We start from the raw sequence: 19,872 nt of genomic DNA, 5'->3' as shown, positions 1-19,872 counted from the left end.
CAGGGCATTTCAGTCCTGCTCGTCCGGCTCGTCAGGAGTGCGCGCGGGCGTGGACCGCGGGGCCGGCCGGGCCGTCGGCAGCGGGCCCAGGGCACTCATGGCGGGCGCGGGGCGCGGGCGGCGCGGAAGGCGGGGGCGGACGACGCGCAGCCACAGCAGCGCGAGCAGGGCGGCCACCGCCGCGAACGGCAGGACCGCGCCGAGGGCCACCGCGAGCCAGCGCAGCATCGTCACGAACGCGTTCCAGCCGCCCGCGAGCGCGTCCACGAACCCCGGGTCGTCGTCCTTCGCCTCTTTCTTCACCGGGGTCTCGGACAGCGACAGGGTGATGGTGGCCAGGCTCGTGCGGTCCTTCAGGGACTCCTGGCGGGCGAGCAGCGCCTCCAAGTCGGCCTGGCGGGTGCTCAGCTCGCCCTCCAGGGTCACCACGTCGCTGAGCTTGGTGGCCTGGTCCATCAGCTCGCGGATCCGGGCCACACTCGCGCGCTGGGACTTGATCCGGCTCTCCACGTCCACGACCTGGTCGGTGACGTCCTCCGCCTTGGCGCTGCGGTCGAGGAGCTTGCCCGCGCCCTCCAATTCGGTGAGGACCTCGTCGTACTTCTCGACGGGCACACGCAGTACGACCCGGGTGCGCTCGCGGCCCTCCGCGTCCCGGGTGGTGGTCTCGTTGCCGACGTAGCCGCCCGCGTTCTCCGTGCCGGTGCGGGCCTCATCCAGGGCCTTCGGGACGTCCTTGACCTGCACGGTCAGCGAGGCCGTGCGGATGATGTGGCTCGTGGGGAGCTTCGGCGGGGCGGTCGCCCGGGCTCCGCTTCCGGCGCCGCCGGGGGCGGCCTCGTTCGCGCCGGCCTTGGCGTCCGACTGCGGGGCGGCGGCCCCGCGGTCGGCGGCACTGCCGCCGGCGGAGTCCTCTCCGGCGCCGCTGCATCCGGTGAGCGTGAGAGCCGCGGCCAGCAGGAGCGCTGCGAGCGCCGGGACGGGGTGGCGGGCGGATCGGCGTGTGCGCATGTGGGCATCCCCCGGGGATCGGTTCGGCTGACGCTTCTTCGACGCCCGAGCGGTGCCGGACGTTTGGTCCGGGACGGTTCCGATGCGGTCACGGTCGGGACTCGTACCGGACACCGGTGCCGGACACCGGGGCGGGGAAGCGCTGTCAGTGGGGTCTGAGAAGCTGGGGGCATGCGCGAAGTTCAAGCCCGTGCGGGCATGGGGCAGGTCGTCGTCATCGGGGCGGGCATCGCGGGACTGGCCGCGGCGCACCGGCTGCTGGAGCGCGGGGCGCGGGTGACCGTGCTGGAGGCCTCCGGCCGGGTGGGCGGCAAGCTGCTGCCCGGTGAGGTCGCGGGCGCGCGCGTGGACCTCGGCGCCGAGTCGATGCTGGCCCGCCGCCCCGAGGCGGTGGCGCTCGCCCGGGAGGTGGGCCTCGCCGACCGGCTCCAGCCGCCCGCGACGGCGACGGCCTCGATCTGGACCCGCGGCGCGCTGCGCCCCATGCCCAAGGGCCATGTGATGGGCGTGCCCGGCACCGCCGCCGCCCTGTCGGGTGTGCTCTCCGACGAGGGCCTCGCCCGCATCGACCGCGACGCCGAACTGCCCCGCACGGAAGTCGGCGACGACGTCGCCGTCGGGGAGTACGTGGCGGAGCGCCTCGGCCGCGAGGTCGTCGACCGCCTGGTGGAACCCCTGCTGGGCGGCGTCTACGCGGGCGACGCGTACCGCATCTCGATGCGCTCGGCCGTCCCGCAGCTCTTCCAGGCGGCCCGCAGCCACGCCTCCCTGACGGAGGGGGTCCGCGAGATCCAGGCGAAGGCGGCCGCAGCCCGGCAGACCGGCCCGGTGTTCATGGGCATCCAGGGCGGCGTCGGCACGCTGCCCCTCGCGGTGGCCGAATCAGTGCGCGCCCGCGGGGGCGAGATCCTCACGGGCACGCCGGTGACGGAGCTGAGCCACAACGCCGCCGACGGCGGATGGCGCGTGGTCGCGGGCGAGCGGGTGCTGCGCGCGGACGCGGTGGTGCTCGCCGTCCCGGCCCCCGCCGCCGCCCGGCTCCTGCGCACGGAGTCCCCGGGGGCCGCCGCCGAGCTCGGCGGCGTCGAGTACGCCTCCATGGCGCTGGTCACCCTCGCTTACCGCCGTGCCGAGGCGGGCCTGCCCGAGGGCAGCGGCTTTCTGGTGCCGCCGGTGGAGGGGCGCACCATCAAGGCGTCCACGTTCGCTTCGCAGAAGTGGGGCTGGATCGCCGGTGAGAACCCCGACCTCGTCGTCCTGCGCACCTCCGTCGGACGGTATGGCGAGACGGAGATCCTCCAGCGTGACGACAGCGAGCTGGTGGCGGTCTCCCGCCAGGACCTGAAGGCGGCCACCGGCCTGGACGCCGCACCCGTCGCGGCCCGCGTCACCCGCTGGGACGACGGCCTGCCCCAGTACCCCGTCGGCCACCACACGCGCGTGGCCCGCATCCGCGAGCACGTGGCGAAGCTCCCGGGCCTCGCCGTGTGCGGCGCGCCCTACGACGGCGTCGGCATCCCGGCGTGCATCGCGAGCGCGTACGCCGCCGTCGACCAGATCCACGGTGACCTGCGGGGTGTGCAGGAGCTCACCGCCCACCCGGTGCAGAGCCTGCACGGGGGAGCGGGAGAATGAGGAGCATGAGTGACGACGCCTCCACCACGGCCTCCAGCGCCGAGCCCGACCGCATCCCGAACAAGGGCAAGCTGGCCAAGGACCTCAACGAGGTCATCCGCTACACGCTCTGGTCCGTCTTCAAGCTGAAGGACGTCCTCCCCGAGGACCGCGCCGGGTACGCCGACGAGGTCCAGGAGCTGTTCGACCAGCTCGCCGCCAAGGACGTGACCATCCGCGGCACGTACGACGTCTCCGGCCTGCGCGCCGACGCCGATCTCATGATCTGGTGGCACGCGGAGACCAGCGACGCGCTGCAGGAGGCGTACAACCTCTTCCGCCGCACGCGGCTGGGCCGGGCCCTCACGCCCGTGTGGTCGAACATGGCGCTGCACCGCCCCGCCGAGTTCAACCGCTCGCACATCCCGGCGTTCCTCGCCGACGAGACGCCCCGCAACTACGTGAGCGTCTACCCCTTCGTGCGCTCCTACGACTGGTACCTGCTGCCCGACGAGGACCGCCGCCGCATGCTCGCCGACCACGGCAAGATGGCCCGCGGCTTCCCGGACGTGCGCGCCAACACGGTCGCCTCGTTCTCCCTCGGCGACTACGAGTGGATCCTCGCCTTCGAGGCCGACGAGCTGTACCGCATCGTCGACCTCATGCGTCACCTGCGCGCCTCGGAGGCCCGTCGGCACGTCCGCGAGGAGGTCCCGTTCTTCACGGGCCGCCGCAAGGACATCGCCGAGCTGGTCGCGGGCCTGGCCTGATCAGCCGAGCGGTCCGCCGGCCCCGGGCTGCCCCGGGGCCGCCGACCGCGGCTGGGGCTGCGACTGCGGCTGGAACGGCGGCCGGGACTGCGACCGCGGCTGTGGCTGCGGTTTCGGTTCGGGATGCGCGGCGCAGTCCGTGCGCCGTGCCGGCAGCCGGCCCTCCAGCAGATACGCCTCCACATGGCCGTTGACGCAGGCGTTCGGTCCGCCCGCCAGGCCGTGCGCGCCGGCGTCCCGCTCCGTCACCAGGACCGAGCCCTCGAGACGGCGGCGGAGTTCGAGGGCGCCGTCGTACGGCGTGGCGGCGTCCCGCTCGGCGGCCAGGATCAGCGTCGGCGGCAGTTCCCCCGGCCCGGTGCCGACGTCGAGCGGCCGCTGCCGCGGCCCCTCCCAGTAGGCGCAGGGCAGGTTCGTCCACACGTTGTCCCAGGTCTCGAAGGGCGCCAGCCGCGCGAGCCGGGTGTTGTCCCGGTCCCACACCTCCCATTCCGTCGGCCAGGGGGCGTCGTTGCACTCGACGGCGACGTAGACCGCGCGTGAGTTCTCCGCCTCGGCAGCGGCCTCCGGGTAGTGCTGGGCCTGTTCGACCAGCGGCCCGGGATCGCCCTTGAGGTACGCCGACAGCGCGTGCGCCCGGTGCGGCCACTGGTCGTCGTAGTACCCCGCCTGGAGGAACGCCCCCTGCAACTGCCCGGGTCCGACCTTCCCGCCGGCCGGCTCGGCGGCCAGCCGCGCGCTCGCCCGCTCGTAGCTGCGCCGCACCTCCCGCGCGGTCCTGCCCAGCCCGTACACGTCGTCGTGCCGGGCGATCCACTTCCGGAAGTCCCGCCAGCGGCCCTCGAACGCCGCCGACTGGTCGAGGTTGTTGCGGTACCAGATCTGCTCCGGGTCGGGGTCGACCGCCGAGTCGAACACCATCCTCCGTACGTGGCCGGGGAACAGGGTCGCGTACAGGGCTCCGAAGTACGTGCCGTACGACGAGCCCATGAAGGTCAGGCGTTCCTCGCCGAGGGCGGCGCGCAGGACGTCGAGGTCGCGGGCGTTGTTGAGCGAGTGGTAGTGCCGCAGGGCGTCGCCGGCCCGCTCGGCGCAGCCGCGCGCGTACGCCTTGGCCTGCGCGATGCGTTCCTTCTTGTAGGACTCGGAGGGGTGCGCCGGTGACTGCGTGGGCCCCTCGAAGAACGTCTTGGGGTCCTTGCAGGACAGCGGTGCGGAACGGCCGACTCCGCGCGGGGCGTAGCCGACGAGGTCGTACGCGGCCGCGATCCGCTTCCACTCGGGGAGCAGGCCGACGAGGGGGAAGTACAGGCCCGAGGCGCCCGGACCGCCCGGGTTGTAGACCAGGGCGCCCTGGCGGCCGACCGCGCGCTTGCCCTGGTGCGGGTCCTTGCGCGTGGCCCGGGCGCGGCCGACGGCGAGTTCGATCTGCCGGCCGTCGGGCCGGGCGTAGTCCAGCGGGACGGTGACCGTACCGCACTGCATGCTGCCCGGGAGGTCCTGTGCGTCGGGGCAGGGGCCGAAGTCGATGCCGGCGGCCTTCGCCCGTGCGGCCGCCACCGCGGTGCCGCGCAGCTCGGCCGCCGCTCTCGCGCCGTCGGTGTCCGGGGCGGCGGTGAGGGCGCTCAGCAGCAAGGATCCCGCGGCCGAGTAGAGGAGGGCGGCTCTCATCGCGTATCCCTTCGGTGCACGGTGGCGACAAAAGGGATGTTTGGTGCGGCGGTTGGGGAAGGCAAGCACCGTCGGCCGGTGTCGGCGCCCATGCCCCTGTGCGCCCCCGGTCGGTCAGTCGCGTCCCGGACACGCCCTAGCGGTGCGTGAAGGCGGCGCGCAGGTCCGGTTCGCCGATCGCGCTGACGCCGCGTACGGCCACGGAGGTGAGGTACGTGCGGTCGTCGGCGGTGCCGTCCGCGTTCCGGGTCAGTGCGCCGAGCAGCCGCTGGCCGGCCGGGGACGCCCAGCGCGAGTACGGGTGGATCTCGATGCGGGCGACGGCGAGGGAGCTCAGGGTCAGGGTGAGTGGCAGCGCGAACCACAGGGCGACCAGATGGCGCGGCATGTCCGGCGGAGCGGGCGTCAGCAGCGCGGCGACGCCGAGAGCGAGGACGGCGACAGCCGCCGAGCGCACCTGCCGGACGGCCGCCGCGACCGTCGTACGGGCGCTGTCGGGCACCGCGAGTCCCGCGCGCACCAGCCGGTCGGCGATACCGCGCACCGCGTCCGCCGTGGCGGCGGCGGACCGCACCGGCGCTATCCGGGACTGCCCCTCGGGGCCGATGGCGCCGATGACCGACCGCTCCATCTCGTCGCGCCCGCGCGGATCGACGACCGTCGCCCAGCCGGTGTGGGCCAGGAGCAGCCGGCGCTGGCGCGCCATGGCGACGAGGGTCACGTCGGCGACCCGCCGGGGCCCGCCGGAGAGGAACGCGGCCTCGTACAGCGTGAGTTCATGGATCCGGCCGGTGTTCGTGTCGCCGGCCGCGGCGCGTACGGCTGCCAGGCACAGGCGCGTGCACGCCGTGCCGGCCACGGCCCAGGCCGCCAGCAGGAAAAGAACCCAGAGCATATGTTGTTTGTATGTGACACGATCCCGAAAACACCATGCCCTGTTCACGATCCGGACAGAGCGTTGTCGGTATGTGACGTTCCGTTTCACTGGTCCGGCGGCGGGCGGAACGTCGGTGGCGGAAGCGTGGTGGCCGGGTCCGGGGCCGGAATCGAGGGTGCGGCCGGAGCGGGGGCGGCCGTCGGGAGCGTGCTCGCGCCGGCCATGTCGCGGGCCATGGCGTCGAAGTCGACGTAGCCCGTGGCCTCCAGAACCTTGATGTGGTCCAGGACGGTCGTGTTGGCGTCGTCGGCGAGGTCGCGCACCAGGGAGTTGCGGGTGCTCGCGCGGACCTGGGCGACGACCGAGAAGACCCTGCCGTGCGCCAGCCGCAGGATGTTGGCGAACTGGCGGTCGTACTCGGCGCCCTGGGCCGCGTCCAGCGTTTCCAGCCACTGCTTCTGCTGGTCGCTGGGCTCGTCAGGCAGGGCGAGGTTCAGCCGCGCGGCGACGCCGCGGACCCGTTCGTCGAGGAACCCGTGCCCCTCGACGAGATGCCGGCCCGCCGTCCGGACGGCCGGCGTGGTCCCCTTCGTCTGTGCCTGCCGCCCCGCCGGCAGCTCCCACAGCCCGGCCAGCCGGACCTTGACGAGGAAGTCCTGGTCGAGTGCGGACAGCGGGCCGTAGCTCGTGCGCAGAGTCTGGGCGCTCAGCACGTCCGGTCCCGTCCCCGGCCGGTCGGTGTACGACCAGAGGGAGAAGACCAGCGCGGCGAGCGTCGCCGTCAGACACGTGACGATGAGCCCCGTGCCGCTGACGATGCCTCGGCCCTTGACGGGCGGTCGCGGTCGCATGGTGGTGCCTCCTGGTACGGCACCGCACGCTAATGGGCTTCAGGTGCGGAGTTGACATGTTACTGCGGGGTCTACGTCAACTTCCGTACAGGGGCGAATCATTGTATCGGGGGCAGGGCGGGCGATCGGTGGAGACGGACCGGGGGATCCGCCGGGGAAAAGAGGTGCAAAACATTCCATGGTTCCGGGCGGGCGAGACCCGGCTGTGAACCCCGACACACTCGGGTGCGCACGGGCGAGACCGGGTGACCAGCCCACCCGGGTCCCATGGGTCACCGGGACGCCGGCGCGGTGGCGCGGCCACGGGCCCGCGTCCTCTGCGGCTGCGTGGCCGCCGAGGACGCGGTGCCGAAGGGTGAGGCCGTATCGAGGAGCTGACGTCCCCGGCTCAGCGCCGGAGCAACACCTTCCGGGTGGCGCGGACCATCCGACGGACCGGGCGCCGCGAGCGCGGCGCCGGTCCCGACCGCTCCAGCCACCACTCCCGCAGCTCCCGCCGCGCCGCGGCGTCCCCGGGCCGCCCGGCGGACAGCAGGTGTTCGGCGAAGGTGAGCGCGTCGCGCCGGTAGCCGCCGGTCATCGGCTGCATCTGGGCGTACGAGAGGAAGGCCGTACGGTAGTCCGCCCCCAGGATCTCCGGCAGCTCGGGCGCGACCTTCGCCACGACGTCGGCCCGCTTCGCGGCGAGCGCCCGTGCCTGTACGCCGACCCGCACCCGGTCGAACCCCTCGGGCACGGGCGTCCCCGCGACCAGCGCGGACAGCAGCGCGGCCTGCGCGACCCCGAGCCGCTGCCGGGCCTCGTCGGTGCCCCAGTGTTCGGGTCGGCCGGTGGCGCCCCGTGTCGCCCCGGCCGCCCCGGTCTCATGGCCCCGCGGAGGCGCCCCGTCACTGCGCGCGGGGGCGTCGGCGCGGACCTCGCTCCAGTCGGGCGCTGTCCCCGGCCGCCCCGCGGCGACCGCGTGGCCCGCCGCGCGCACCTGCGCCTTCACCCGCTCGACGGCCCCCGCCTCCACGGCCCGCCGGATCGAGGCCAGCTCGGCCTCCAACTCGGCGGGTTCCGGGAAGTTCTCGTCGCGTTCCAGCAGGACCCCCGGAGGGGACACGCGGGACGCGAGGTCGGTCAGGATGTCCAGGACCGGACGGGGGACGGAGTGGGCGTGGCTGTCGTGCCAGACGCCGTCGCGTTCGAAGCCGCCGGCGACATGGACGTAGGCGATGGCCTCCAGGGGCAGCTCGGCCAGGGCCTTGGCCGGGTCCTCGGCGCGGTTGACGTGGTTGGTGTGCAGGTTGGCCACGTCGATGAGGAGCCGGACGCCCGTGCGGTCGGCGAGTTCGTACAGGAACTGGCCCTCCGTCATCTCCTCGCCCGGCCAGGAGACGAGCGCGGCGATGTTCTCGACGGCCAGCGGCACCGGCAGCGCCTGCTGCGCGATGCGCACGTTCTCGCACAGCACGTCGAGGGCGTCCCGGGTCCGGGGGACGGGCAGCAGATGGCCCGCCTCCAGGTGCGGCGTCGCCGTCAGGGAACCACCGGCCCGTACGAACGCGATGTGCTCGGTGACCAGCGGCGAGCCGAGTGCCTCCACCCGTTCGGCCAGTGCGGTCAGACGGCCTTCGTCGGGCCGGTCCGCACCCCCGAGGCCGAGCGAGACGCCGTGCGGCACCACGGTGACGCCGCGCTCGCGCAGCCGCCGCAGCGAGTCGGGCAGATGGCCGGGGCAGACGTTCTCGGCCACGGTCTCGACCCAGTCGATGCCGGGCATGCGCTCCACGGCGTCCGCGATCTCCGGTCGCCATCCGATGCCCGTCCCCAGTCGCTCCATCGTCCCCTCCTCCGCACCGCCGGTTCCTCGAACGTGAGGGGGGTATGGCCCAGCCGCCCGCCCCCGAACCCCGCCATGGGCGCCTTCAGAGGAACATTTGAGGTTCGGGCCCCCGACGGCACCGGCTCCACAGGCGGACACCGGCCCCACCGACGGAGGCACCGGGGTCGCGCCACCTCCTGAAGCGTCGTAGACCGGACGCATGAGCGATGGCAGCGAACAGGCGGCCCCGGCCTCGAACCGGTGGGTGTGGGCCGCCGCCGGGGGACTGGTGGTCGCCGTCGGCACGGCCTACTTCCTGCTCCCGCTGGAGGGCCTCGGCGACGACCGCTCCTGGCTGGGCTGGCCGCTGTTCGCCCTGTGCCTGGGGCTGCTGGCCGTGCTGCTGCTGCGCCAGGTGCGCGACGTCGTCCTGGAGAAACCGCACACCCGGCCCGGCGTCATGATCCCGCTGCTGATGTGCTTGGCCGTGCTGGTGTTCTCGTCGGGGTACTACACCCTCGCTCAACGGCCGGGCCAGTTCACCGGCCTGAGCACCCGCGTCGACGCGCTGTACTTCACCGTAGTCACGCTCGCGACCGTCGGCTACGGGGACATCACGCCGAGTGGGCAGGAGGCCCGTCTGGTGACGGTCGCTCAGATCCTGTACACGTTCGTCTTCCTCACGGCGGCGGCCACCGCGCTGTCGCGCCGGCTGCACGCGGTGGTCGCCGCACGCGACCGGCGTCCGCCGCCCTCCTGACCCGGGCGGCTCGTCACACCGCGCGGGTGGAGCGGTAGTTGAACACCGACCACAGCACGAACAGGCCGGTCAGGATCATGATGATCGACCAGAACGGCTGGTACGGCAGCCACATGAAGTTCGCGATCAGTGCCAGTCCGACCACGATCGCGCCCACGACCCGGGCCCAGGTGACCCCGGTGAACAGGCCGAATCCGGCCGCCACCACGAGCACACCGACGATCAGGTGGATCCAGCCCCACGCGGTCAGGTCGAACTCGAAGACGTACTCGCCGAAGCTCGTGTACACCTCGTCGTCGGCGATGGCCGTGATGCCCTGCAGCACCGCGAACAGGCCGTAGACGACCATCAGGGTGCCGCCGAGAGCGAGACCCCCGGTCGCCAGGGGGTCGCCGGGGCCGCCGGGTGTCCGGTCGTCGGGGGCGGGCGGAGCGGGGGGAGGGGGCGCGGCGCTGGTCATGGCTGCCTCCTGGTCGGGTTGTCTGGTAACCCCACTGGAGCACCCGGCCGCGACCGGCGCGCCTGCGGCTACTCCGAACGGGTGGCCGCCGGGCCGCCCGGAGCGTACGGCTCCCGGCGCAGCGCCGGGTGGTCCGCGACCACCGTGCACGAGCCGGGCGCGATCTCCGTGAACCCCGCGTCGCGGACCAACGGCAGCCCGCCGCCCGTCAGTCCGGGCCAGCGGGCCGGGTCGGCCGTCCGCACGGCGAGCGGGAAGCCCGCGTCGTGCCAGGCGACCCGCTCCTCGTCGGGCAGCTCCCACCAGGCCAGTTGCGCGGCGTGTCCGGCCTGGGCCATCGCCTTGCCCGCCGACATGCCGAGGTCTGGGTTGAGCCACAGCACCGGAGCGGCCGGGTCCGCCTCCACAGGCGGTTCCGGGTCGTCCAGGTCGGTGCCGGAGACCTGGAGACGGGCCAGGTCCTTGGGCCAGCCGTCCAGCGGGACCGGCGGGAAGACCCGCACCTCGGCCGCCTTGCCGGTGACCGTGATGCCGGGCAGGGCCTCGGCCCGCCGCCACTCGGCGCCGCGCGCCCGCCGCACCACCTTGCGGATCCGCGCGTCCTGCCAGTCCCGCACCGCCTGCGCCCACGGGCCGTCGCCGGCCGCCCGCTCGTCACTGAGGATCGTCAGCACGGCCCGCGCGGCCGTCTCCAGCGCGTCCGTGCGCGCCGGCGGGTCCGCACGCTCGATCCGCACGACCAGCGGCAGCACGAACTGTGGCGCCGTGTCGCGGTCCGAGGGCTCGGAACGGAAGGGGCTGTCACTCACGGGCGTCGGGTCTTCGCTCACGAATCCCAGTGTGCCAGCCGGAAGATCGTGGAGGATGGGCCCATGCGACCCGACCTGTGCCTGGAGAACGCGGGCCGCCGCTACGGCCTGCGCGGTCCCTGGGTGTTACGTGGTGTCGACCTGACGGTGGCCCCGGGCCGGCTCGTCCGCGTCGAGGGCGGCAACGGCACCGGCAAGTCGACACTGCTGCGGCTGCTCGCCGGCATCGACGCCCCCAGCGAGGGCCGGATCACCGGCCGCCCGCGCACCGCGTACGTCCCCGAGCGGTTCCCGCCCGCCCTGCCGTTCACCGCCGCCGGCTACCTCACCCACCTCGGCACCGTCCACGGCCTGACCCGCACGAGGGCCGCCCGTGCCGCCGCCGAGTGGCTGGAGCGCCTCGGGGCCGCCGCCTACGCCGAGACGCCGATGGCGCGGCTGTCGAAGGGCAGCAGCCAGAAGGTCGCGGTCGCCCAGGCCCTGCTCGCGGAGCCGGAGCTGCTGGTGCTGGACGAAGCGTGGACCGGCCTGGACAGCGCCGCCCGCGCCGAGCTGGAGCGGGCGGTCGCCGAGCGCACGGCGGCCGGCGGATCCGTGGTGTTCGTCGACCACGACCCGCGCCGCCTCGCCGGTCTGCCCGACGCGACGTACAGCGTGCGTGACGGGAGCCTCGTCGAGCGTGCCGAGCCGGGACCGCCGCCGTCAGGACCGCAAGTCACGATCGAGGTCCAGGGCCCGCCGGACGGACGGCTGCCCGACGACGTACGGCGGACCGTCACCGCCGCCGAGGAGACCGCGCCGGGCAGTCACCGCCTCACCGTCCCCGCCCCGCACTCCGACGTCCTGCTCCGCACCCTGCTCACGGCCCGCCCGCCCTGGCACGTGGTGCGTGTGGAGCGGCAGGCCGACGCCCCCGGGAGCCGACGATGACCGCCCTCCTGCGCTACCACGCCGCCCTGCTGCTGCGCTCCCAGCGCTGGCTGCCGCCGTTCCTGCTGTACGCCGCCTTCCTCGCGATCAGCGTCCAGGCGGGGCAGCCGGTGCTCGACTCGCTCGGCTACTCCGCCGCCGCGCTGCTGCCCGTCGCCGCCTGGCTGGCGCGGATCTGTGTCACGGCCGAGCCGCAGGCCGCGCGCGGCTGCGTGGCGGCGGCCGTGGGGCCCGCGCGCGCCCATGTGGCCTGCCTGCTGGTGGCGTTGTCCGGCGCGGCGGCGCTCGGCACGGTCGCGACCCTCGGCGTGACGCTGCTGAGCGCTCCGGTCGCCTCGGACCACCGCACCCCGGTGCCGCTCGCCCCCGCCTGCGGGGCCGGGCTGCTCGCCGCCCTGGCCTGCGCCCTGCTCGGCACGGCCGTCGGCGCGCTCACCAGCCCGCCGCTGCTGCGCTCCCGGGGCCGTGCCGTCCTGGCGCTGCTGCTCGCGGCGCTGGCGTCCCTCGTCGCGACCGGCTCCCCGGCGCAGGCGGCGGTGCAGGGCCTGGTGACCGGCTCACGGTCGGGGACCGTCCCGCTGCCGCTGCTGCCCCTGGCCGCGGCAGCCCTGGTCACGGCCGCCGCGCTGGCCCTGGCCGGTGCGCTCGCCGCCCGCAGGTCACCCTGAGCAGGCGGTGCGCTGCGCCTCCTGCCATTCACACACGGGGCAGAGGGTGATGCCCTTGTACGACTCCGGGTACTCCGTCGGCTCCCGGCACAGCACGCACTCCGCGTACGGCGGCCCGTCCGCCCGGGGCGGCCTGGTCGCGTCGATCAGGCAGTAGTCGTCCTCGCTCATACGTCCAGCGTAGGCCGGTCAGAGCTGTGCGCCCACGGCCTCGATCAGCTCGGACACCTTCACGAACCTGTAGCCCTCGCGGCGCAGCCCGGGCACGATCGCGCGCACCGCCCGTTCGGTCGCCGGGGCGGCGCTGCGCGTGCAGTGGAGCACCACCACCGACCCCGGCCGCACGCCGCCCAGGACCTGCCGGGCGACCACGTCCGGGTCCGTCTCGAACGCGTCGCCGCCGACCACGTCCCACTGCACGGCGGTCACGCCGGTCGGCGTCAGCGCCTTCAGCGCCCGCCGGTCGTAACAGCCGCCCGGGAAACGGAAGTACGGCATCGGATCCACCACACCGGCCTTCCGGAAGGCGGCGTACGCCCGCTCCACGTCCGACCGCATCATCTGCTCGGGCACGGTCGGCAGGCCGTAACAGTCCCGCGTGTAGGCGTAGTGGCTGTAGGAGTGGTTGGCGACCTCGAAGAGGGGGTCCCGGCCGATGGAGCGGGCCTGGTCCGGGTACTGCTCGGCCCACCGCCCGGTCATGAACACGGTGGCGGGGACCTTCAGCGTCCGCAGTGTCGCGATCAGCCGCGGGTGGTCGAACCGCTCACCCGCCGCCGCCCGGGCCCCCTGTCCGGCGGTCATGTCGGCGTCGAAGGTGAGCGCGACGGTCCTGCCGCGGGTGCGGGGACCGTGCTCGAAGACCGGGGTCAGTCCGGCGGGGCCGGGCGCGAGGGTCGCAGGGCGCGAGGGCGGAGCGGACTCCGGCGGCGGGGCCGCCCGCGGGGGACGGCCGGTGCCGCAGGCGGCGAGGACCGCGCTCAGGGCGCACACGGCGGCCGCACGGCGGAGGAGGATGATCACCGTATAGATGTATGAACGGGATTGTCCTCTTATGTGCGTCGGCTGCGGGCGTCACCCGGCCGTCAGATGTCCCGCTGCTCCAGCGGCTTGGTCGCCGGGCCCTGGATGACCTTGCCGTCCGTGTCGAAACGGGAGCCGTGGCAGGGGCACTCCCAGGCGCGTTCGGCGGAGTTGAAGGCGACCAGGCAGCCCAGGTGGGTGCAGCGGGCGGAGACGGAGTGCAGGTTGCCGTCCTCGTCCCGGTAAACCGCGAGGCGGTGGTGCCCGTCGGCGCGGACCACGGCGCCCTCACCGGGCGGCAGGGACTCCACCGGCGGCGAGGGCCGCAGCCGGTCCCCGACGAAGTGGCCGGCGACCTTGGCCTGAGTCTTGAGGAACGACGGCGCCTCCCGCACGGCGGGCTTCAGCCGACGCGGGTCGTACAGCCCGCTCCACTCGCGCTCCTCACCCCTGATCTGCGCGGCGAGGAGGCTGCCCGCCATGATGCCGCCGGTCATGCCCCAGCCGCCGAAGCCGGTGGCCACGTAGGCGTGCCGGGCGCCCGGGTGCAGCGGGCCGACCATCGGCACGGTGTCGGTCGGAGTGTTGTCCTGCGTGGCCCACCGGTTGGTGACGTTCAAGTCCGGGAAGTGCTCGACGGCCCAGGCGGTGAGGCGTTCGAAAGCGGCCCGCGGGTCGCCCGTGCCCGGCGTGAAGTGCTCACCGGTGACGATGAGCAGACGCCGGTCCCCGTCGTACGGTGCCGTGCGCACCGAGCGGGTGTTCTCGTCGGGCGTGATGAACATGCCGTCCGGGTCCTGGTCCGCGGGGATCGTCCCGGCGACGACCAGTTCGCGCTTCGGCGTGAGCCGGGTGAACAGCAGCGCCCGGTCGAAGATCGGGTAGTGCGTCGCGACGACGACGTCCCGGGCCCGCACCGTCGCCCCGGTCGTGGTCGACAGCCGGCACGGCTCGCCCTCGTCCAGGCCGAGCACCGTGGTCTCCTCGAAGATCCGCCCACCGTGCTCGACGAGGTCGGCGGCGAGCGCCAGCAGATACTTGCGGGGGTGGAACTGGGCCTGGCCGGTGACCCGGACCGCACCCGCCACCGGGAAGGGCAGCCCGGTTTCCTCCACGAACGCGGCGGGCAGCCCGGCCTCGGCGGCCGCCCGCGCCTCGGCCCGCAGCTCGTCGACCCGGCCGGGGTCGCGCGCGTACGTGTAGGCGCTCCTGGCCTCCCAGTCGCAGTCGATGCCCAGTTCCCCGGCGATCCCGGCCGCGCGCTCGATCGCCTCGGACTGCGAACGGGCGTACAGCCGCGCGCCCTCGGGGCCGCGGGTGCGGCGCAGCTTGTCGTAGACGAGTGTGTGCAGGGCGGTGACCTTGGCGGTGGTGTGCCCGGTGACCCCGGCCGCGACCCGCCCGGCCTCCAGCACCGCCACGCTCCGCCCGGCCCGCGTCAGTTCCCACGCCGTGCTCAGGCCGGCGATGCCGGCGCCGATCACCGCCACGTCGACGTCCAGGTCCTCCGCCAGGGCAGGATGGCGGCCGTCCGGTGCGGTCTCCATCCAGTACGAGCTGCTGACCTGCTGCTTCTCGCTCATGGGCCACCGAGTACCCCCGACTGTCCGCTTCAGTGTCCGGAGTGCCGCTTTACAGAAGGGGCCGGCAGGGCTAACGTACAACCAAATGGTTGTAGATATGGACGGGCTGAACGACGAGACGGTGGACCGGCTGTTCCACGCCCTGGCCGACACCACCCGCCGGGACATACTCCGCCGCTGCGGGCGCGGGGAGCTGTCGGTCTCGCGGCTGGCCGAGGCCTATCCGATGAGCTTCGCGGCCGTGCAGAAGCACGTCGCGGTGCTGGAACGGGCCGGCCTCGTAGCCAAGCAGCGCAGCGGACGGGAGCAGCTCGTGCGCACCGACCCCGACGCGGTGGGCCGCGCCCGTCAGGCCCTGGACGAACTCGAGTCGGCGTGGCGCGGACGCGTGGACCGGATGGCCCGGCTGCTCGCGGAGGATCCCGGCAGCCAAGAGCCGGAAGAGCCCGGCGTCGAAGGACCGGGAACTCCCGGTACCGAAGAGAACGACACCCCGGAAGGACCCCGGAGATGAGCGTCACCAGTGTCGACAAGGACCTCGACAACCTCACCCTCACCCTGATCGCCGACTTCGCCGCCCCCGTGGAGCGGGTGTGGCGGCTGTGGGCCGACCCCCGGCAGCTGGAGCGCTGGTGGGGCCCGCCGACCTACCCGGCGACCGTGGAGGAGCACGACCTGACTCCCGGCGGAGAGGTCACGTACTTCATGACCGGCCCGGAGGGCGACCGGCACCGCGGCTGGTGGCGGATCACCTCGGTCAGCGAGCCGACCTCCCTGGAGTTCACCGACGGCTTCGCCGACGACGACGGAAAGCCCAAGGACGACATGCCGACCATGTCCGTGACGGTGCGGCTCAGCGAACACGGCGGCGGCACCCGGATGGAGATGCGCTCCCTCTTCGACTCCCGTGAGCAGATGGAGCAGCTGGTCTCCATGGGCATGGAGGAGGGCCTGCAGGAGGCCGTCGGCCAGATCGACGCCCTGCTGGCCGCCTGACCGCCCGGCTCAGGACCGCCGCCCCGGTCAGGACTCCCGCAGCAGCCGCTTCCGGCACTCCGCCACGTCGAAGTCCGGCTCCGGATACCGCGGATCCAGCTCCCGCAGATGCTCCAGGAGCAGCGTGCTGACCGCCCAGTTGCGGTACCACTTGCGGTCGGCCGGGACCAGATACCAGGGCGCGTACGAGGTGCCGCAGCGCTCCAGGGCCCTCTCGTAGGCGTCCTGGTACGCGGGCCACAGGGCGCGGTCGTCGATGTCGGACGGGGTGAACTTCCAGCGCTTCTCGGGCTTGTCGAGGCGCCTGAGCAGGCGGCGGCGCTGCTCGTCGTAGGAGAGGTGCAGGAAGCACTTCACCAGCGTCACGCCGTCGTCGGCGAGGGACCGCTCGAAACGGTTGATCCGCTCGTAGCGGCCCTCGACCACGGCGCGGGGCGCGAGCTCCCGTACCCGGGCGACCAGCACGTCCTCGTAGTGCGAGCGGTCGAAGATCCCCAGTTCGCCGGGGAGCGGGAGCGCCTTCTCCACGCGCCACAGGAAGGAGTGCGCGCGTTCCTCGGCGGTCGGGGCCCTGAACGCCGTGATCCGGCAGCCGGCCGGGTTGAGCAGCCCGATGACGTGCTTGACCGTGCCGCCCTTGCCACTGGTGTCCATGCCCTGCAGGACCAGCAGGACGCGGCGGCGGTCACCCGCGGTGCTCGCCGCCCACAGCCGTTCCTGAAGGCCGGCGAGCCGCTCGCCGATCCGGGCCGTGGCCGCCTTGCCCGCGGCCTTGCCGTCCGGGCCGCCGGGGGTGGCGGTGGCGTCGTGGCGGGACAGGTCGACCGGCTCATCGGCGGGGAGGCGCAGCCGCTGCCGCAGCGGGGCCCCGCGCTCGTCCCCGTCCTGCTGCTCTGTGTCCTTCTCCGTCACCGGGCCCCCTTCCGGTCCTGTGTCTCGATCGTCCGCCGGGGCGCCGGGTCGCGCATCCGGCGCCCCGGACGGGAGCGGAGCCGTGCTTACCGGCGCCAGGGGCCGGTCACCGCGAACGTGGTGCCGGGGGTGTAGCAGTTGACGTACATCGTGTCGCCGTCGGGCGAGAAGGTCACCCCGGCGAACTCGCCCCACTCGGGCTCCTCCGGGGTGCCGATGTTCTGCCGGTTGCGGGCCATCGCGTACACCTGGCCGCGCCTGGTCACTCCGTAGACGTGCTGGACGCCTTCACCGTCCTCGCAGACCATCAGACCGCCGCTGGGCGCGAGGCAGATGTTGTCCGGCGACTCTCCCGGCAGCTGGACGTCGGTGTCCGGGCCGAAGACGATCACCAGGGTGAGCCGTCGCCGGTCCGGATCGTAGCGCCAGATCTGCCCGAAGTGGTCGGCCGCCGACCCCTCCGCGCTGCGGGCGAACGACGACACGAAGTACACCGACCGGCCGCCCCAGTAGCAGCCCTCCAGCTTCTGCGCGTGCGTGATACCCCCGCGGCCGAAGTCCTGGAGCCGGATCGGGGTCTGCGCCGCCTGCGGGTCCGGTACGTCCACCCACTCGATGCCGTCGAACTCCGCGCCGATCTCCTGGACCGAGGACAGGTCGGGCACGCCGGGCACGCGCATGGCCTGGAGCCGGCCGCCCGCGCGCAGCGAACCCCGCCCGCCGAGCGGCCGGTCCGGCAGGAAGCGGTAGAACAGGCCGAAGGGCTTCTGGAAGGCGTCCTCCGTCTCGTACACCACGCCCCGCCGGGGGTCGACGGCGATCGCCTCGTGCTGGAAGCGGCCCATCGCGGTCAGCGGTACGGCTCCCGTGCGGTGCGGGTCGGCCGGGTCGACCTCGAAGATGAAGCCGTGGTCCTTGGTGTAGCCGTTGGTGCCCGCCCGGTCCTCGGTCTCCTCACAGGTCAGCCAGGTGCCCCAGGGTGTGGGGCCGCCCGCGCAGTTCACGGCCGTGCCGGCGATCGCGACGCGTTCCGACAGGACGTGATTGCGGGAGTCCAGTGTCAGGACCGTGCAGCCGCCCTTGCCCGCCGGGTCGTAGGTGAGGCCCTCGACCGTCGGGACGGGGACCCTGCCGCCGGCGCGGTTCTCGTGGTTGCGGACCAGATGGACCCGGCCGCCTCTGCCCGCGAAGGCCGACATGCCGTCGTGGTTGGAGGGGACCGCGCCCTCGCCGGAGCGCAGCGGGTCACCCTCGCGGGACAGGACCCGGTAGCGGAAGCCCTCCGGCAGGTCGAGCAGGCCCTTCGGGTCGGGGACGAGCGGTCCGTAGCCGCCGCCGTGGCCGAGGTCCTGGGCGGCGGCGGTGCCGGCGAAGAGTTCGGACAGGGCACCGGAGAATGCGATCCCGACGCCCAGGGCGCCCGTCCCGGCGAGTACCTGACGTCGTGTGGTGATACGACCGGATTTGGTCATGGGGAAACCTTCCTGCTGGCGGACAGGAACTGTGATCCCGCTGTGTCTATCACCTGGTGCGGATCGCGGGAACCACGCGCGTAGCGTGGCTCACTGCTCGACCGCGCGCCGCAGCTCGTCGATGGCCTGTTCGGTCGTGTCGACGGGGCGGTCCGCCGGCGCCGGTGCCGGCCGATCCCCCTCCTGGTGGGTCCCTTCCTGGTGGGCCGACTCCTGGTGGCCCCTCTCCAGGAACCGCAGCAGCTCCACCGGGATGGGTAGCACCAGCGTGGAGTTCTTCTCCGCAGCCACGGCCATGACCGTCTGGAGCAGGCGGAGTTGGAGCGCGGAGGGTGTGTCGGCCATCTGCTGGGCGGCCTGGGACAGCTTCTTCGAGGCCTGGTACTCCGCGTCGGCGTTGATCACCCGGGCCCGCCGCTCGCGGTCGGCCTCGGCCTGGCGGGCCATGGAGCGCTTCATCGTGTCCGGCAGGGACACGTCCTTGATCTCCACGCGGTCGATGGTCACGCCCCACTCCACGGCCGGGCTGTCGATCATCAGCTCCAGGCCCTGGTTGAGCTTCTCCCGGTTGGACAGCAGGTCGTCCAGCTCGCTCTTGCCGATGATCGAGCGCAGGGAGGTCTGCGCCATCTGGGAGACGGCGAAACGGTAGTCCTCGACGTTGACGACCGCGGCCGCCGGGTCCACGACCTTGAAGTACACGACCGCGTCGACCCGCACGGTCACGTTGTCCCGGGTGATGCCCTCCTGGGCGGGCACCGGCATGGTCACGATCTGCAGGTTGACCTTACGCATCCGGTCCACCGCGGGGACGATCAGGTTGAACCCGGGCCGCCGCACCTCCCCGTGCAGCCGCCCGAGCCGGAACACGACCCCGCGCTCGTACTGCTTGACGACCCGCGCCGCCGAGGCCAGATACACCAGCCCCCCGGCTCCGGCCGCCACTACCGCCCCGACCAGCTCTTCGACCATGCCGACCTCCCCGTCCAGAGGTCCCGATTCGTCCGTTGCTGTAACGATATGCCTGGAACAGGGGTCGGGGCCATGCCCCCGGGAGCCGGGCCGTACACGCGAAGGTCCGGGGCGCACCGCTGGGGTGCGCCCCGGACCAGGGGGTGCCGGAGTGGCTTCCGGCTACGTCACTACGCGGCCGTGACCTTCTCGGCCTCCGGTGCAGGCTCCGGCTCGGTGACCTTCACCGGCTCCGTGCCCGTCGCGCTGTGGCGCTCCGCCCAGCTCTCCAGGGCCGTGCGGCAGGCGTGGTCGAGGTGGTGCAGACCCGACAGGTCCAGCTCGACCGGGCGGTCCTGCGGCAGCGCCTCCAGGCTGTCGAGGATCTTCGGCAGCCGCAGGAACGTCGCGTTGCCCGACAGGTACGCCTGGATCGGGCCGGCGCCCTTGTCTATGACCTCCAGCTTGACGTGCGAGGCCTCCCAGGCGGTCTTGACGACCGACAGGGCCAGACCGATCAGGACGCCCTCGAACATGTTCACCGCGACGATCGACACGGCCGTGACCACGAGGATCAGTGCCTCGCCCTTGTGAGCCCGCCACAGCGCGACAACCTGGCGGAACGGGATCAGCTTCCAGCCCGCGTGCACCAGGATGCCGGCGAGGGCGGGCAGCGGGATCAGGGCCAGGGCCCACGGCATCGCGGC

At 73.4% G+C, this 19,872-nt stretch carries 20 protein-coding genes and 1 pseudogene; 7 read left to right on the top strand and 14 right to left on the bottom strand.

Features of this window, described 5'->3' with window-relative positions; all coding sequences use genetic code 11:
* Positions 1-9: 9 nt before the first annotated feature.
* A complete protein-coding gene (locus ABZ192_RS06205) occupies positions 10-1,011 on the bottom strand; it encodes a DUF4349 domain-containing protein (RefSeq protein ID WP_356923347.1) in 1,002 nt (333 codons plus the stop codon).
* Positions 1,012-1,182: 171 nt separating this feature from the next.
* On the opposite strand from ABZ192_RS06205, the gene hemG reads away from it, so the two are divergent.
* Positions 1,183-2,646 (top strand): protoporphyrinogen oxidase, encoded by a 1,464-nt coding sequence (gene hemG / locus ABZ192_RS06200; protein WP_356923346.1) that lies wholly within the window; start codon positions 1,183-1,185, stop codon positions 2,644-2,646.
* A gap of 5 nt (positions 2,647-2,651) precedes the next feature.
* A complete protein-coding gene (hemQ, locus tag ABZ192_RS06195) occupies positions 2,652-3,395 on the top strand; it encodes a hydrogen peroxide-dependent heme synthase (protein ID WP_356923345.1) in 744 nt (247 codons plus the stop codon).
* Here hemQ and ABZ192_RS06190 read toward each other — a convergent pair whose 3' ends face one another.
* The 4 genes from ABZ192_RS06190 to ABZ192_RS06175 all read right to left on the bottom strand — a co-directional run bounded on the left by ABZ192_RS06190 (position 3,396) and on the right by ABZ192_RS06175 (position 8,619).
* On the bottom strand, positions 3,396-5,066 hold the full coding sequence (locus tag ABZ192_RS06190; protein WP_356923344.1) for an alpha/beta hydrolase: 1,671 nt from the start codon (positions 5,064-5,066) through the stop codon (positions 3,396-3,398).
* Between the two features lie 136 nt (positions 5,067-5,202).
* On the bottom strand, positions 5,203-5,961 hold the full coding sequence (locus ABZ192_RS06185) for a TIGR04222 domain-containing membrane protein (protein WP_356923343.1): 759 nt from the start codon (positions 5,959-5,961) through the stop codon (positions 5,203-5,205).
* Positions 5,962-6,047: 86 nt separating this feature from the next.
* Positions 6,048-6,794 (bottom strand): DUF4142 domain-containing protein, encoded by a 747-nt coding sequence (locus ABZ192_RS06180; protein WP_356923342.1) that lies wholly within the window; start codon positions 6,792-6,794, stop codon positions 6,048-6,050.
* A gap of 388 nt (positions 6,795-7,182) precedes the next feature.
* Positions 7,183-8,619, bottom strand: coding sequence for a DUF692 domain-containing protein (locus tag ABZ192_RS06175; protein WP_356923341.1), 1,437 nt, complete (start codon positions 8,617-8,619; stop codon positions 7,183-7,185).
* A gap of 202 nt (positions 8,620-8,821) precedes the next feature.
* Here ABZ192_RS06175 and ABZ192_RS06170 point away from each other — a divergent pair, with 202 nt between their 5' ends.
* Entirely contained in the window at positions 8,822-9,361 is a 540-nt protein-coding gene (locus tag ABZ192_RS06170) for a potassium channel family protein (RefSeq protein ID WP_356923340.1), read from the top strand.
* A gap of 13 nt (positions 9,362-9,374) precedes the next feature.
* Here ABZ192_RS06170 and ABZ192_RS06165 read toward each other — a convergent pair whose 3' ends face one another.
* Together ABZ192_RS06165 and ABZ192_RS06160 are read right to left on the bottom strand one after the other, a co-directional pair.
* Positions 9,375-9,821 carry a hypothetical protein gene (locus ABZ192_RS06165; RefSeq protein ID WP_356923339.1) on the bottom strand — a complete coding sequence of 149 codons (447 nt, stop codon included), beginning with the start codon at positions 9,819-9,821 and terminating at the stop codon, positions 9,375-9,377.
* Between the two features lie 68 nt (positions 9,822-9,889).
* Positions 9,890-10,651 (bottom strand): peptidyl-tRNA hydrolase, encoded by a 762-nt coding sequence (locus tag ABZ192_RS06160; RefSeq protein ID WP_356923338.1) that lies wholly within the window; start codon positions 10,649-10,651, stop codon positions 9,890-9,892.
* Between the two features lie 42 nt (positions 10,652-10,693).
* Here ABZ192_RS06160 and ABZ192_RS06155 point away from each other — a divergent pair, with 42 nt between their 5' ends.
* Together ABZ192_RS06155 and ABZ192_RS06150 are read left to right on the top strand one after the other, a co-directional pair.
* Positions 10,694-11,560 carry an ATP-binding cassette domain-containing protein gene (locus tag ABZ192_RS06155; protein WP_356923337.1) on the top strand — a complete coding sequence of 289 codons (867 nt, stop codon included), beginning with the start codon at positions 10,694-10,696 and terminating at the stop codon, positions 11,558-11,560.
* Positions 11,557-12,228: an ABC transporter gene (locus ABZ192_RS06150; protein WP_356923336.1), complete on the top strand. Its 672-nt coding sequence runs from the start codon at positions 11,557-11,559 to the stop codon at positions 12,226-12,228. The genes ABZ192_RS06155 and ABZ192_RS06150 overlap by 4 nt, the downstream gene beginning before the upstream one ends.
* Here the strand turns inward: ABZ192_RS06150 and ABZ192_RS06145 are convergent.
* The 3 genes from ABZ192_RS06145 to ABZ192_RS06135 all read right to left on the bottom strand — a co-directional run bounded on the left by ABZ192_RS06145 (position 12,220) and on the right by ABZ192_RS06135 (position 14,834).
* Positions 12,220-12,399, bottom strand: a complete 180-nt coding sequence (locus tag ABZ192_RS06145; protein WP_010034064.1) for a hypothetical protein — start codon at positions 12,397-12,399, stop codon at positions 12,220-12,222. The genes ABZ192_RS06150 and ABZ192_RS06145 overlap by 9 nt on opposite strands.
* Before the next feature lie 18 nt (positions 12,400-12,417).
* Positions 12,418-13,251, bottom strand: a complete 834-nt coding sequence (locus tag ABZ192_RS06140) for a polysaccharide deacetylase family protein (protein WP_356923335.1) — start codon at positions 13,249-13,251, stop codon at positions 12,418-12,420.
* A 62-nt stretch (positions 13,252-13,313) separates the two neighbouring features.
* Positions 13,314-14,834 (bottom strand): FAD-dependent oxidoreductase, encoded by a 1,521-nt coding sequence (locus tag ABZ192_RS06135; protein ID WP_356923334.1) that lies wholly within the window; start codon positions 14,832-14,834, stop codon positions 13,314-13,316.
* Positions 14,835-14,919: 85 nt separating this feature from the next.
* Here ABZ192_RS06135 and ABZ192_RS06130 point away from each other — a divergent pair, with 85 nt between their 5' ends.
* Both ABZ192_RS06130 and ABZ192_RS06125 read left to right on the top strand, forming a co-directional pair.
* Entirely contained in the window at positions 14,920-15,348 is a 429-nt protein-coding gene (locus ABZ192_RS06130; protein ID WP_356923333.1) for a metalloregulator ArsR/SmtB family transcription factor, read from the top strand.
* A complete protein-coding gene (locus tag ABZ192_RS06125; protein ID WP_356923332.1) occupies positions 15,345-15,830 on the top strand; it encodes an SRPBCC domain-containing protein in 486 nt (161 codons plus the stop codon). The genes ABZ192_RS06130 and ABZ192_RS06125 overlap by 4 nt, the downstream gene beginning before the upstream one ends.
* A 27-nt stretch (positions 15,831-15,857) precedes the next feature.
* On the opposite strand, the gene ABZ192_RS06120 is transcribed toward ABZ192_RS06125, so the two are convergent.
* From ABZ192_RS06120 to ABZ192_RS06105, 4 genes and pseudogenes are all read right to left on the bottom strand, one after another.
* Positions 15,858-16,742 carry a PPK2 family polyphosphate kinase gene (locus ABZ192_RS06120; RefSeq protein WP_356923331.1) on the bottom strand — a complete coding sequence of 295 codons (885 nt, stop codon included), beginning with the start codon at positions 16,740-16,742 and terminating at the stop codon, positions 15,858-15,860.
* A gap of 86 nt (positions 16,743-16,828) precedes the next feature.
* Entirely contained in the window at positions 16,829-18,214 is a 1,386-nt protein-coding gene (locus ABZ192_RS06115; protein ID WP_356923330.1) for a PhoX family protein, read from the bottom strand.
* Positions 18,215-18,304: 90 nt separating this feature from the next.
* A complete protein-coding gene (locus ABZ192_RS06110; protein WP_356923329.1) occupies positions 18,305-19,186 on the bottom strand; it encodes a slipin family protein in 882 nt (293 codons plus the stop codon).
* A gap of 170 nt (positions 19,187-19,356) precedes the next feature.
* Positions 19,357-19,872: pseudogene (locus tag ABZ192_RS06105) on the bottom strand (SulP family inorganic anion transporter); the annotation flags it as partial.

The sequence above is a fragment of the Streptomyces sp. NPDC006235 genome (assembly GCF_040613735.1).
Lineage (GTDB): Bacteria > Actinomycetota > Actinomycetes > Streptomycetales > Streptomycetaceae > Streptomyces.
The sequence above is the reverse complement of the archived record's forward strand: the minus strand, read 5'-3'. Positions and strand labels throughout refer to the sequence as shown.